Raw genomic sequence first — 13610 nt, forward strand, 5'->3', positions numbered from 1 at the left:
GGGCGCGGACATTACGCGACATTACGGCGCCCTTTCGCGGTAACTTCTCGTAACCCAAACCCGGTCCGTGTAAGCAAACGGCCCTCACACGCGCGTTAAACTTCGTCCCATGGCTACTCAAATTCTGGTCGTCGATGACGACGTCGAACTGCGCGATCTGTTGCGCGACTATCTGGCTCGGCAAGGCATGGAAGTGTCGGTGCTGCACGACGCGGGCTCGCTTGAGCGCCGCCTCGAGCGCGAGCGCCCCGATCTGATCGTGCTCGATCTGATGATGCCGGGCGTGGACGGCCTCACCGCGTTGCGCAAGCTGCGCGCGTCGGGCGACGACATTCCCGTCATCATGCTGACCGCGCGCGCGGACGACGTGGACCGTATCGTCGGTCTCGAACTCGGCGCTGATGACTACCTCGGCAAGCCGTTCAATCCGCGCGAACTGCTCGCGCGCGTGCAGGCGGTGCTGCGCCGCCGCCGCACGGTGCCGTCGGCGGCTGCTCCCGAACAGCGCGAGCCGTTCTCGTTCGGCCGCTTCACGCTCGATTTCCAGTCGCGCACGCTCCAGCAGGAAGGCAAGCCCATCATGCTGTCGGGCAGTGAGTTCGCGCTCCTGAAGATTTTCGTCAATCACCCCATGCGCACGCTCACGCGCGAGCGCCTGCTCGAACTGCTGCACGGTCCGGAATACGACGGCACCGACCGCGGCATCGACGTGCAGGTGTGGCGTCTGCGCCGCATTCTCGAATCCGATCCGTCCACGCCGCGCTTCATCCAGACCGTGCGCGGCCGCGGCTATGTGTTCGTGCCGGATGGTGAGCAGGGCAGCCATGCGCCGGCCGGTTGATTCGCTGTTCGGGCGGCTTGCGCTGCTCTTTATCGGCGTTCTGCTTTTGTCGCACGTCGCCTGGTTTGCGCTCATGCGTCTTGAGCGCGACCAGATGCAAACGCGCTATGCGGTGGAAGAGGCGATGTTCCTCGTCGACGCCGTGCGTCAGCACGTCGAGCGCGAGCCGGACCAGCCGCTGCCGTCGCGCGTGCGCGTGGTCGCGGCGGACAGTCCCGACGTGCCCGCGCTGCGCAGCGATTATCCCGAGCCGCTGCGCCGCTTTATCGACGATATGCGCGAGCGCATGCCGCCTGGCACCGAAGTGCGCGCGGGCCTGCCGGGCCGTCCGCCCACGCTGTGGGTGAAGGCGCCGACGGACGCGCAATGGATCGTCGTGCCCGGCCAGCCGCTGCGCATCATGCGGCCGATCGACCGCGCGCCGTGGTTCATCATCATTTTCTCGGCGGCGCTGGTGGCCGCGCTGGTGGCGGCGTGGATGGTGCAAAAGCCGCTGCGCGCGCTCGCTCATGCGGTTGCGCGCTTCGGTCGCGGCCAGCCGGTTCCGCCGCTCGCCGAGCGCGGGCCGCGCGAGTTGCGTCAGCTCACGCGCGGCTTCAACCAGATGGTCAAGGAAGTCGAGCGCACCGATAAAGACCGCGCCGTGATGCTCGCGGGCGTCGCGCACGACCTCAAGACGCCGCTCGCGCGCCTGCGCCTGCGCGCTGAAATGATGGACGAGCAGAAGATGCGTGACGGCGTGGTGCGCGATGTCGATTCGATGGCGCATATCGTCGACCAGTTTCTGGTGTTCGCGCACGACGGCGCGGATCGCAGCGAACCGCTCGAAGTGGACGACCAGTGCGAGCGCATTGCGCGCAACTACCGCACGGTGGGCGGCGAGACGCTCATGATCGAGCGGCGCTTCAAGGCCGGGCCGGATTTCCGTCTGCCTGCGGCCACGCTCGATCGCGTGGTGTCGAATCTGCTCGACAACGCGCATGCCTATGGCGCACCGCCGGTGGTGATCGAAACCTCGCGCGGCTCGGACGGCTTCACGCTGTGCGTGCGCGACCACGGCAAGGGCATCGCCGATCAGGACCTTACGCAGGCCAGCCGGCCCTTCGTGCGGCTCGATCCGGCGCGCGGCGGCAACGGCCATAGCGGGCTGGGGCTGGCGATCGTGGAGCGTCTGGTGCGGCGCGCGGGTGGCGAGATCGCCATCGGCAACGGTGAAAGCGGCGGCCTGGCCGTACGGATGACGTTCCCGTTCGAAGTCGTCGAGCGCACGGTCGCCGAGGCGGCGCAGATCTGGTGAGCGCCTCGCGGCGCTGACTGGAGAGAGTGGGATTGGCTTCGGTGGGCGCGCCCGTCATGTACGGGCGCAAATCAAGCGCAGATCAAACAGAAAACAGCGTGTCGAGCGCGGCGGCGGCTTCGTTGTCGACAGTGTTGTACGTCACGCTGCCCGCTTCGAAGATGTAATGCGTCGTGTACTTGCCCAGGCGCGCAAGAATCTCTTCCTGCACCAGCTCAGGCGCGGCCTCGAGCTTCAGGTACCACGCGGTCGATGACAGGCGCGTTTGAAACGCTCCGTATTCGACCATCAACTGGTCGAACGCGAGAGCATCCTGATCGCGACAGACGATGACCAGATTTCCCTTCATGCATGCCTCCTCAATGTGCTGTGACTACGGTGCATTGCTCACACGCGCGCGCCGCATGACGCCGCGCGGCGCTGATAAACGACGCACCTCGCTTAACAGATTTAACCGATGATACCGCGTTAGCGGCGATTGGCCCGGCCGAGTCTTGCAGCGCACCATGCGCGCGGCTTTCCCGCAGTTTTCCGTCTGTTACGGAGATCACCACGTTTCGGCGGCGGTGCGCGGCGGCACCGCGCCATCGGCGGTCATGGCTTCGCAACGGTCGCGCCCGCCCGCCTTGGCCATATAAAGCGCGAGATCGGCGCGGCTCATCAGGCGCTCGGGCTGATCCTGGGACGACGCGAGTTCGGTGATGCCGATGCTCACGCTCAGGTTGGCTTCCGCAGGCAGGCCCGCGCAATGACTCGCTTTCACCTCGCGCCGCAGCCGTTCGATCACGTCGTGGCCGGTGGCCAGCGCGGTGGCGGGCAGCAGGATGCCGAACTCCTCGCCGCCAAGACGCCCGACCGCGTCGTCGGAGCGTAGTTCGGCGCGGCAGGTCTCGACGAAATGCTGCAGGGCGCGGTCGCCCGCCGGGTGGCCGAAGCGGTCGTTGATCTGCTTGAAGTGATCGAGGTCGGCGATCGCCATGCACAAGGGTTTGCCGCTCGCATAGGCGGCGTCGATTTCACGGCGCAGCAGGTCGAGGAAGTAGCGCCGCGAGAGCGCGCCCGTGAGCGCGTCGTGACGGGCCTCGGCGGCCAGCAGTGCGTTGGCGGCCTGCAACTGGCCGGTCAGATCGCGGCTCGCGCGATGCAGACGCCGCTCGCGCACCCAGGAAATCGAAATCACGGCGGCGAGCGCTGCGGACCCCGCGAGCGTCAGAAAAATCAGCAGCCGGTCGCGCCGATGGTTGGCAAGCAGTTCGGGCCATGCCACCAGCGGATCGACCAGATGCGCCGACAGCCCCGAATTGAGGCCGCCGCGCTGTTCGTAAAGCGAGGGGGCGTGATGGCCGGGCAGATCGACGAGCGACTGCGCATCGGCCTCGGACATCCACGGCGCCTGCGAAGTGGCGGCGCGCGCCGCGCTCTGCAGGGAAATTTCGCTGAAACGCTCGCGCAGGTAGGTGTTCACGCGATCGACGGCGTTCATTTCCTCGACGTGCGAACCGGGCATCGCCAGGCCTTCGAGGCTGCTGTCGTGCGCCATCACGATCACGCCGTTGCTGTCGGAGACGAAGGTGCCGGGATGCGTGACCCAGTGGCGCAGCCGCGCAATGCTGACCTTCGCGACCACCGCGCCGACCAGCAGGCCGTTGTCGTAGGCGGGCGCGGCCACGAAGATGCCGGGCTCGCCGCTGGAGGTGCCCACGCCATAGGTTTCGGAAAACGCGCCGAGCAGCGTGTCGGTGAGATAGGCGCGCGGGCGCATGTCCACACCCACATAGGAGATTTTGTCCATCGCGTTGCTCGACGCGATGCAGATGCCGTTGGCGTTCACCAGCCAGATCGCGTCGAGTCCGGAGAAACCTTGAGCGTCGTGCAGGAAGCGATTGACGCCGGTGAGGTCGCTCACGTGCTGGAGTTCTTCGCGCCGCGCCAGTTCCGTCGAGGCGTGCGAGGCGGCATAATGCGCGGCCGTCGTCAGCGCCTGCTGAACAATGTGGGTTTCGGCCATGGTGGCGGGGATGGCGCGCGACATCGACAGATCGCTGGCGATCACCTCGGCCATGTTGTCGACCACCGAACGCGTCATCTGGCGCTGCGAGGCGAGCGCGCTATCGAGTTCCTGGCGCACCATGCGGTCGGCGAGCCAGCCGGCGCCCAGCCAGCAGACGAGCGCGACCACCACGACCCCGATGGGTCCGGCAGCCTGACGCAAGAGTCTCCTGTTCATCGGCCTTCTGGTTCGTGAGTGCGAGGGGGGGCGCCTGGAAAACGTGGCGTCGTGGCACGGCGTCCTTCGGTCCCGGAATGGCCGGGCTGTCAGGACTGTCGGCGAGCCTTGCCGTGACGCGATTTTAACTCTCGAATGACAGGGGAGAAGGCGCAAAAGGTGCGCATACGTCCGGTATACCTACACAAAACCTGCGCCTGCGACCTTTAGCGCGCCGCATTCATGCAGTGCGCATGGCAAAGCCAGAAGACGACAGGAAAGCACCAGGAAAGCAACAGGCAAGCACCAGGCCAGAAGCAACATCGCCGCGATGCCGGAGCGCAATCGCGCCGACAGCCGCTGGAAGGTCGACGGAATGCCCTCGAAAGCAGCCCGAAAGCCCCGTCTGGTGGGACTTTGCGGCGAATCGCCGATATCGGCCGCAAGGTTGAATGTGTCACGAATGTTGGTGTAGTGTCGTGCCGTTCCTGAGCAAGGCCGACCCGCGCCGCTTACAGCGCTTAAGCAAATCCACGCTAACGAAACACCGAGTCCATGCGTCTTGCCTTTCCCAACAGCTTTTTCCGCCTTGTTCTTTCTCCGCTGCACCTTGCGCGCAGTGCCGCCGGGTGTTGTGTTCATCTACCGCAATGCGGGGAGGGCGCCTGAATGGACTTCAGCTTCAACCTGAATCGCACGGCCAACGCTTCGGCGTGGCGCGTGCTGCCCAATCGCTGGGACTTCGTCGCGTTTCCGCTCATCATCTGCCTGATCGCGATGGCGGCCGTCGGTTTTCACGAAACCATGGCGCCCATCGCCGTCCTGAAAACGCAGGCGATCTCGCTTGATCCGGCCAATCTGCCCGAGTACGCGCTGCGCACGACGCTGCGCATGCTGGCGGCGATGGTCGCTTCGCTCGTCTTCACGCTGGTGTACGGCACGCTCGCGGCCAAAAGCCGCCGCGCGGGCCAGGTGCTGGTGCCGATCCTCGACATCCTTCAGTCGGTGCCGGTGCTGGGCTACATCTCGTTCACGGTGACGTTCTTCCTCGCGCTGTTTCCGTCGCGCGTGCTGGGCGCTGAACTGGCGGCGATTTTCGCCATCTTCACCAGCCAGGCCTGGAACATGACCTTCAGCTTCTACCAGTCGCTGCGCACGGTGCCGCGCGATCTGGATGAAGTCTCGAAGGGCTTCCACCTGACCGGCTGGCAACGCTTCTGGAAGCTGGAAGTGCCGTTCTCGATGCCGGGCCTCATCTGGAACATGATGATGTCGATGTCGGGCGGCTGGTTCTTCGTGGTGGCTTCGGAAGCGATCACGGTGGGCAACAACACGATCACGCTGCCGGGCGTCGGCGCGTATCTCGCTCAGGCCATCACCGAGAAAAACATGCACGCCATCGGCTGGGTGATTCTGGCGATGACGGTCGTGATCCTGGCCTACGACCAGTTGCTGTTCCGCCCGCTGGTCGCCTGGGCCGACAAGTTCCGCATGGAGAACACCAGCTCGGGCGATGCGCCGGAATCGTGGCTCCTGAACCTGTTCCGCCGCACCCATCTGATCCATCAGTTGATGGTGCCGCTCGGCTGGTTTTTCGCCAAGGCCGCGCGCGTGCCGTTCCGTCTGCCGTTCGCGCTGCCCTCGTTCCCGGTGGTGCAGCGCGCCGCGCCCGCGAAAGCCGGCGCGGGCGGTTTGCGCGGCAAGCTCGGCGATGCGATCTGGGCGGTATTCGTCATCGCGCTCACGGTCTATGTGGTGTGGCGCGTGGTCGCCTATGTGCGCACCGGCGTATCGCTCGACGAAGTCGGCCATGTGCTGGTGCTCGGCGTGATCACGTTGTTCCGCGTGATGTTGCTGATTGCGATTGCCTCGGTGATCTGGGTGCCGCTGGGTGTGCTGATCGGCCTGCGTCCCGCGCTCGCCGAAAAAATCCAGCCGCTCGCACAGTTCCTCGCCGCCTTCCCCGCGAATCTGCTGTTCCCGGTGTTCGTGATTGTGATCGTGCGCTTTCACCTCAATCCTGACATCTGGCTGTCACCGCTGATCGTGCTGGGGACGCAGTGGTATATCCTGTTCAACGTGATCGCGGGTGCGAGCGCCTACCCGAACGATTACAAGGAAGCCGCGAAGAATTTCCATATCCGTGGTGCGCAGTGGTGGCGTCAGGCGATGCTGCCGGGCATCTTCCCGTACTACATCACGGGTGCGATCACGGCGTCGGGCGGCGCGTGGAACGCGAGTATCGTCGCCGAGTTCGTGCAGTGGGGCGACACCAAGGTCTCCGCGCACGGCCTGGGCGCGTATATCGCGCAGACGACCGCCGCCGGCGACTATCCGAAGATCATCCTCGGCATTGCCGTGATGTCGTTGTTCGTCACGCTGTTCAACCGTGTGCTCTGGCGTCCGCTGTACACCTATGCCGAGTCGAAGCTGCGGCTGGATTGATCGCCGCTGATGAACCGGTGACACACGGGTGACACGTTGGTGACGCACAACTGACACGAAACTGATCGAAAAATCGAACGCTGGAAGGCAAAGCGATGCAAAACCCGAAGACCCTCAGCACCCCGCACGGCGACGTTCAGACGGCGCCGAATCCGCCGCGTATCGGCGAAGAACTCCTGCGCGTGCAGAACGTGTGCCGGGGTTTCAACAAGAACCAGGGCGAACTCCTCGTCCTCGACGACGCCAATCTGTCGCTGCGCGAAGGCGAGATCGTCGGCCTGCTGGGACGCTCCGGCTCCGGCAAATCGACGCTGCTGCGCATCATCGCCGGTCTGATCTCGCCTACTTCGGGTGAGGTGACGTGGCGCGGCAAGCCGGTCGACGGCCCGGCCAAGGGCGTGGCGATGGTGTTCCAGACCTTCGCGCTGTTCCCGTGGCTGACCGTGCTGCAGAACGTGGAAGCGGGTCTGGAAGCGCAGGGCGTGGGTGCGCGCGAGCGCCGCGAACGGGCGCTGGCCGCGATCGATCTGATCGGTCTGGACGGGTTTGAGAACGCCTATCCGCGCGAGCTCTCGGGCGGCATGCGCCAGCGCGTGGGCTTCGCGCGCGCGCTGGTGGTCGATCCGAACCTGATGCTGATGGACGAGCCGTTCTCCGCGCTCGACGTGCTGACCGCCGAAACGCTGCGTACCGACCTGCTCGATCTGTGGACGCAAGGCCGTCTGCCGATCAAGTCGATCCTGATCGTCACGCACAACATCGAGGAAGCGGTGTTCATGTGCGACCGCATTCTGGTGCTGTCGTCCAATCCGGGCCGCGTGGTCGCCGAGATCAAGGTGCCGTTCAAGCACCCGCGTAATCGTCTGGACCCCGCCTTCCGCAAGCTGGTGGACGACATCTACGCGAAGATGACCGCGCGCCAGACCGACGAATCGACCAAGAAGGGGCTGGAGCTGGGCAGCTGGCTGCCGCGCGTGTCCACCAACCTGATGGCGGGTCTGATCGAAACGCTGGCGGCGGCGCCGTATCACGGCCGCGCCGACATGCCGGAAATCGCGCGCTCGCTGCATCTGGAAGTGGACGATCTGTTCCCGATCGCGGAAGTGCTCCAGCATCTCGGTTTCGCCGATGTGCGCGAAGGCGATGTGCTGCTCACGCCGCCTGCGCGCGTGTTCGCGGAGTTCGGCACCCAGGAGCGCAAGATGATGTTCGCGGAACATCTGCTGCGTCACGTGCCGCTGGCCGCGCGGATCAAGAAGGTGCTCAACGAGCGTCCGGGCCACCGCGCGCCGCGCGTGCGCTTCGAACAGGAGCTGGAAGACTTCCTCTCGGATGGCGCGGCGGAAGAGACGCTCGACACCGTGATCGACTGGGGCCGTTACGGCGAAATCTTCTCGTACAACGACCAGTCGGAAGTCTTCAGTCTGGAAGACGTGGAATCCTGATCCCGCCGGTTTTGCGGATCGGAAAATGAAAAACGGTCGCCGCGGCGACCGTTTTTTTCATCTGCAATGCAGGGCTTATTGCAGCGTGCCCCAGCGCTCCACGGCGGGTTCGGCAGTGGCCCATTTCCAGCCGCTGTTGTCCTGGCAGGCGCTGGCGGTGTACCACTGCTCGGGCGAATCCGGCTTGTCGCCGTCCTGCACCGAGAACGCGAAGTCCTTGCACAGCGCCAGCGCCGATGCGAACGCACGCGTCACGCGCACTTCACCGTGACCGTTCTCGACCGGCAGCGTGTGCTTGATGCGCCAGGTGTCGCTGCCGCCCACGGGCAGGCGTCCGGCGGTTTCGGCGATCAGCTCCTGCTGGTCGGCGTGCATGTTCTTCATGAAGCGGGCGACGGCTTCGTCGGTCGCTGCCTGCACGGCGATGCCCACGCCCACGCCGATGGCCGGATTCGCCGTGGCGATGCCGGTGGCCGCCGCGGCTGCCGCGCCGCTCGCTGCGCCGATCGACGAACAGCCGCTCGCGCCCAGCGCCACGCCTGCGCACAAGGCCGCGAGCGCGAGCAGTCGCGTGCCGGGCAGCGCTGACAGGGCGATACGGGTTACGCGCATTGCGCCGCTCATTGCAGCGCGCCCCAACGGTCGGTGGCGGGTTCGGCGGAGGCCCACTTCCAGTTCTCGCCGTCGCGGCACACCGAGGCCACGTAGAAGGCGCTCGACGCGGCCTTGTCCTTGGTGGCGTCCTGATCGACGGAGAACACGATCTCCTTGCAGTCGAGCGCGCCCGTGCTGATCGCGCGGCTCACGGTCACGCGGCCATGCGCGTCTTCTTCGATCGGGAACGAATGGACGATGGACCACGGCGCGACGCCGCCTACATCGAGCGGACCGGCGGCTTTGGCGATGCTGTCCTGGGTGTTGCGGTGCACGACGCGCTCGGAGTACTGCACGCCGGCCTTCGCGGCGGCAACCGCGCCCAGACCGATGCCGGTGGCGACCGCGGCGTTGCTGGTGACCTTCGAGGCGATCGCCGCGCCGCCGATACCCGCGCCCGTGATCGCGCCTTCGGAGTAGAGCGAACTGCACGCGGAGCAGGCGAGGCTCGCAGCGGCCACGAGCAGCGTGAGCGACGCGCTGCGTCGCCAGCCGGTGAGCGCCGTGGTGAGGTTTCGAGGCCGTGCAACACCCAGGCCCAGGCCCGGCGCGTTACGCGGTGCCGTCGATGGCGCGTTGCACGCCCAGGCACGTTGTTCTTGCATGTTCATTCCCTGCTGCTGGCGGCCGGACGTCGCCCAGCGCAACGTTCCAGCACGTATTGATGCACCTTTGAATGAGAACAGGGTGCTATTTCGTGCTGCGGATTGTGCAGGATGACAATTGCAAAAGGGATAGGGAAAATGCAAGAAATTGAAAAAGGTCGTGCGCCGCTTGACGTTGCATGGTTGCGGGCACGACCTTTTTGTGCGTTTCAGCGCGGGTTTATCCTGCACTTTTCAGGGTTTTCAACTAACCGGCGTCGCGCGCCTCGTCGTCATTTTCGCCATCGTCGGTGAGCGGGGCTTCGCCATCTTCCGCGCCGTAGCTGCCGAGGCGGTTGTAGAGCGTCTTCAGGCTCACGCCTAGCGTGCGCGCCGCGAGACGCTTGTCGCCGCCGCAATATTTGAGCGTGCCGAGGATGATCTGCTTCTGCGCGTCGGCGAGCGGCGTGCCGATCCACACGCTCATCGCATCGCCCTGCGTGACGGGCTTTTTCACCTTCGGCACGAGTTGCGGATGGGCGATCTCGACCTGCTTTTCGGCGAGGATGAAGGCGCGGTACACGGCATTTTTCAGCTCGCGCACATTGCCGGGCCACGACCAGTTGCGCACCGTTTCCAGCGCGCGCTTGCTGAAGACTTTCTGCGTGCCGCTTTGCTCGTTGAGCTCGGTGAGAAAGAGCTGGGCGAGCAGTTCGCGGTCGCGCTCGCGCTCGCGCAGCGGCGGGGCGCGCAGCGGAAACACGGCGAGGCGATACATCAGATCCTCGCGCAGCGCGTTGTCCTTCACGGCCACGACGGGGTCGCGGTTGGTCGCCGCGATGATGCGCACATCGCCGTGGATCGTCTCGTTGCTGCCGACCGGACGATAGTCGCCGGTTTCCAGCGCGCGCAGGAGCTTGACCTGATGCAGCAGCGACATCTCGGTGACTTCGTCGAGGAACAGCGTGCCGCCGCGCGCATGCTCGAAGTGGCCGTCGCGCGCCTGCACCGCGCCGGTGAAGCTGCCTTTCTCGTGGCCGAACAGCTCGGCCTCGATCAGCTCGTCGGGGATCGCGCCGCAGTTCACGGCGATGAACGGACCATCGCGGCGATCGCTGCGGTCGTGGATCGTGCGCGCGACCAGTTCCTTGCCGGTGCCCGATTCGCCGACGATCAGCGCGGTGGCGTCGGTGACCGAGACGCGCTCGATCTGCGCGTAGAGGTCCTGCATGATCGCCGACGAACCGTACAGCAGACCATAGGATTGCAGACCCGGAACGCGCGGTTGAGCCTCGGGCGCGTCACGTCCAGATTCACGTCCAGACTCACGGCCTGCTTTACGACCTTGTTCGTTGCCTTTCTCGTTGCGGCGCGCTTCGCGTTCATCACGCGTGGTGCGCGGTTCATCTCGTTCGGCGGCGGGCGAGCCCGGCTCGATTGACGCCATAGGGTATTCGTCCTGCAAAGTTGGTAAATGGCCCGAAGCCGGTAAGGCCGAGGCCGGGATGCATTCGTGCGGCTCGCTGCTTGCGCACAGTCGCCAACCTGGCTGCACGCACGATGCTTCGTATGGCTTGGTCGCTTCGGACGGGCGGCGGCCAGCCAGAATTCGCGCGAACGAAGTCGCGTCGGCGGCCGCAGGATTTCCATCTCGTAAACATTTAACCACTGCGACGCCTCGCAGGGCAATGGACGTGCCCGGTTCTGGAGGTCCGATGGCCGCTGCGAGCCGTTGTCTGGCGGCAAGACAACGACTGGCCGGCGACTGACAGCCGGCTTTTTTTGCAACGATCCGGTTATTTTTGCCGGTTTTCGGCCTGGCTGGCACGCCTCGTGCTGCGCAACTTCGATAGCGCGTACGCGTCTACGCTAGATGCGATGCGTCGAACCGGATAGCCGCACGCGCGGTACGAGCCAATCTGCTCGTTGCGTGTCTGGCAGAGATACTGGGAGAGTCGAAATGTCGAAGAACAAGCCTGGACTGTTCGGAACCCTGTTTGCCGTGGGCGCGCTGGGCGCGACGGCGGGCATGCTGGCCTTGCGCTGGTCGCAGCGTCACCGTATGCAGCGTCAGCATCTGCATGGCGATTTGAGCCGCTGGGAGGACGAGGGCGGCTCGCTGTCCGAATCCGCCAGTCATGCGGCGAACGGCGCAGTGGCGAAGTCCGCCGCGGCGGCCGGCCCCGTATCGATGAACGAGCGTGGCGCGTCGCAGGACGATAGCGGCGCCGCATGGCCGTTTCCGACCAGCGACGCGGATTCCGCAACGCGGCATTGATCGCACGGATGGACGTGAGGCCCGCGAGAGCGGGCTTCATGGCGAGCCGCAGGGCGCGCACACCGCTTGGGCTCATTGCGCCCGAGCGTTGGGAAACGCGCGCCGGGCTATCTCGAAACTGTCTATAATAGTTATATCTACAACAATCGAGGTTCGGGTTGCACGTTGCTCGCGGTATTGTTGCGCTTTGTCGCTACAGTGCCGTTAAAACCGCGCGTTAGCTGTCTTGAGCGCGCCCGACCGTTTCGCACTCCACTGCAGCGCATCGCATGCACCGCCAAGGCGCGCGGCGCGGGCTGAGATTGTCCGGCCTGTCCGTCTTGCTTGCGGCGTGGTATGTATCGCGCATGGGAACCACTCACCTTTCAGGGCTGACGAGACGCGATGCCACATGTATTGATTGTCGATGACGACGCAGAAACCCGCGAAGCGCTAGCCGCCGTGGTGGGCGAAGACGGGCTCACCACCGCCCAGGCCGGCGATTTGCGCGAGGCGCGCATCCAGCTGATCCGGCAGATGCCCGACGTCGTGTTCACCGACCTGAAGCTGCCCGATGGCAGCGGCACCGATCTGTTCCAGGACCTCGATCCGCGCTCCGGCGTGGAACTCGTCGTCATCACGGGCCACGCGACCGTCGAAACGGCCGTGGACGCGCTCAAGAATGGCGCGATCGACTACCTCGTGAAGCCGATCAACCTGCAGCGCGTCAAGGCAATCCTGAACCGCCTGCCGCGCGCGGGCGATCTCAAGGCCGAAATCGGCAATCTGCGTGGCGAACTGCGTCGCATGGGCCGCTTCGGGCTGATGCTCGGCAACTCGCCGGCCATGCAGGACGTGTACGACCAGATCAGCCGCGTGGCGGTCACGCCGGCGTCGGTGATGCTGGTGGGCGAATCGGGAACCGGCAAGGAAGTGGCCGCGCAGACCATTCACCAGCTGAGCCTGCGCCGCAAGCACGAATTCCTCGCCGTGAACTGCGGCGCGATCTCGCCGAACCTGATCGAATCGGAAATGTTCGGCCATGAGCGCGGCTCGTTCACGGGCGCGGATCGTCAGCACAAGGGCTATTTCGAGCGCGCGAACGGCGGCACGCTGTTCCTCGACGAAATCACCGAAATGCCGATCGAGCTGCAGGTAAAGCTGCTGCGCGTGCTCGAAACCGGCATGTTCATGCGCGTGGGCACGACCAAGGAAATCGAAACCGACGTGCGCCTGATTGCGGCGACCAACCGCGACCCGGAACAGGCCGTCGCCGACGGCAAACTGCGTCTGGACCTTTATCACCGTCTGAACGTGTTCCCGATCAACCTGCCGCCGCTGCGCGAGCGCGGCAAGGACGTGGAACTGCTGGCGCAGGCTTTCCTCGACGAGCTGAACGAGCGTCACGGCACGAAGAAGCAGTTCCCGGCGGCGGTGCGCGAGATGTTGGCGACCTACCCGTGGCCCGGCAACGTGCGCGAGCTGAAAAACTACGTACAGCGCGCGCACATCATGGCGGGCAACGAGGGCGATCTCACGGCGGCGGTGCCGTTGCAGATTTCGCTGTCGAAGCCGGTGGCGGGGACGGCGGTGACGATTCCGTTCGGCACGTCGCTCGCCGACGCCGATCGCCAGCTGATTCTGGCGACGCTGGAGCAATGCGGCGGCGTGAAGACGCGCGCGGCGGAAATTCTCGGCATCAGTCTGAAGACGCTTTATAACCGCCTCGTCGAGTATGGCAACGAGACGGGCGGCGGCGGTGGCGGCAAGAGCGAAGCGCCTGCGCGCGCCGCGAGCTGATTTTTCCGTCGATCTGACGAGCAGGCAACGCCCATTGCGCGGCGTTTGCCTGCAAGCGATGTAAATCGCACCTTTCTGCAG

At 65.2% G+C, this 13610-nt stretch carries 12 protein-coding genes; 6 read left to right on the top strand and 6 right to left on the bottom strand.

Features of this window, described 5'->3' with window-relative positions:
* The first annotated feature begins 109 nt into the window (after positions 1-109).
* Together F3J17_RS20315 and F3J17_RS20320 are read left to right on the top strand one after the other, a co-directional pair.
* The gene (locus F3J17_RS20315; RefSeq protein ID WP_027816580.1) at positions 110-841 is read left to right on the top strand and encodes a response regulator; all 732 of its coding nucleotides are present in this window, start codon (positions 110-112) and stop codon (positions 839-841) included.
* Positions 825-2138 (top strand): ATP-binding protein, encoded by a 1314-nt coding sequence (locus F3J17_RS20320; protein WP_167062647.1) that lies wholly within the window; start codon positions 825-827, stop codon positions 2136-2138. Before F3J17_RS20315 ends, F3J17_RS20320 begins: the two co-directional genes overlap by 17 nt.
* Before the next feature lie 82 nt (positions 2139-2220).
* Here F3J17_RS20320 and F3J17_RS20325 read toward each other — a convergent pair whose 3' ends face one another.
* The 3 genes from F3J17_RS20325 to F3J17_RS20335 all read right to left on the bottom strand — a co-directional run bounded on the left by F3J17_RS20325 (position 2221) and on the right by F3J17_RS20335 (position 4986).
* Positions 2221-2487: a hypothetical protein gene (locus F3J17_RS20325; protein ID WP_027816578.1), complete on the bottom strand. Its 267-nt coding sequence runs from the start codon at positions 2485-2487 to the stop codon at positions 2221-2223.
* Positions 2488-2685: 198 nt separating this feature from the next.
* On the bottom strand, positions 2686-4365 hold the full coding sequence (locus tag F3J17_RS20330; protein WP_167062649.1) for a sensor domain-containing diguanylate cyclase: 1680 nt from the start codon (positions 4363-4365) through the stop codon (positions 2686-2688).
* A gap of 180 nt (positions 4366-4545) precedes the next feature.
* Positions 4546-4986 carry a hypothetical protein gene (locus F3J17_RS20335; RefSeq protein ID WP_167062652.1) on the bottom strand — a complete coding sequence of 147 codons (441 nt, stop codon included), beginning with the start codon at positions 4984-4986 and terminating at the stop codon, positions 4546-4548.
* A 27-nt stretch (positions 4987-5013) separates the two neighbouring features.
* Between F3J17_RS20335 and F3J17_RS20340 the strand changes: the two genes are divergently transcribed.
* The gene (locus F3J17_RS20340) at positions 5014-6789 is read left to right on the top strand and encodes an ABC transporter permease subunit (protein ID WP_167062655.1); all 1776 of its coding nucleotides are present in this window, start codon (positions 5014-5016) and stop codon (positions 6787-6789) included.
* 95 nt (positions 6790-6884) lie between these two features.
* Positions 6885-8234, top strand: coding sequence for a nitrate/sulfonate/bicarbonate ABC transporter ATP-binding protein (locus tag F3J17_RS20345; RefSeq protein WP_167062658.1), 1350 nt, complete (start codon positions 6885-6887; stop codon positions 8232-8234).
* A gap of 75 nt (positions 8235-8309) precedes the next feature.
* Here F3J17_RS20345 and F3J17_RS20350 read toward each other — a convergent pair whose 3' ends face one another.
* The 3 genes from F3J17_RS20350 to F3J17_RS20360 form a co-directional block, all read right to left on the bottom strand.
* Positions 8310-8846: a hypothetical protein gene (locus tag F3J17_RS20350; protein ID WP_240161070.1), complete on the bottom strand. Its 537-nt coding sequence runs from the start codon at positions 8844-8846 to the stop codon at positions 8310-8312.
* An 8-nt stretch (positions 8847-8854) separates the two neighbouring features.
* Entirely contained in the window at positions 8855-9493 is a 639-nt protein-coding gene (locus tag F3J17_RS20355; RefSeq protein WP_240161071.1) for a hypothetical protein, read from the bottom strand.
* A gap of 247 nt (positions 9494-9740) precedes the next feature.
* The gene (locus F3J17_RS20360; protein WP_167062664.1) at positions 9741-10919 is read right to left on the bottom strand and encodes a sigma-54 dependent transcriptional regulator; all 1179 of its coding nucleotides are present in this window, start codon (positions 10917-10919) and stop codon (positions 9741-9743) included.
* Between the two features lie 513 nt (positions 10920-11432).
* Here F3J17_RS20360 and F3J17_RS20365 point away from each other — a divergent pair.
* Positions 11433-11750, top strand: coding sequence for a hypothetical protein (locus F3J17_RS20365; protein ID WP_167062667.1), 318 nt, complete (start codon positions 11433-11435; stop codon positions 11748-11750).
* A gap of 384 nt (positions 11751-12134) precedes the next feature.
* The gene (locus F3J17_RS20370) at positions 12135-13529 is read left to right on the top strand and encodes a sigma-54 dependent transcriptional regulator (RefSeq protein WP_167062670.1); all 1395 of its coding nucleotides are present in this window, start codon (positions 12135-12137) and stop codon (positions 13527-13529) included.
* The last annotated feature ends 81 nt before the right edge of the window (positions 13530-13610 follow it).

The sequence above is a fragment of the Burkholderia sp. Ax-1719 genome (assembly GCF_011753055.1).
Lineage (GTDB): Bacteria > Pseudomonadota > Gammaproteobacteria > Burkholderiales > Burkholderiaceae > Paraburkholderia.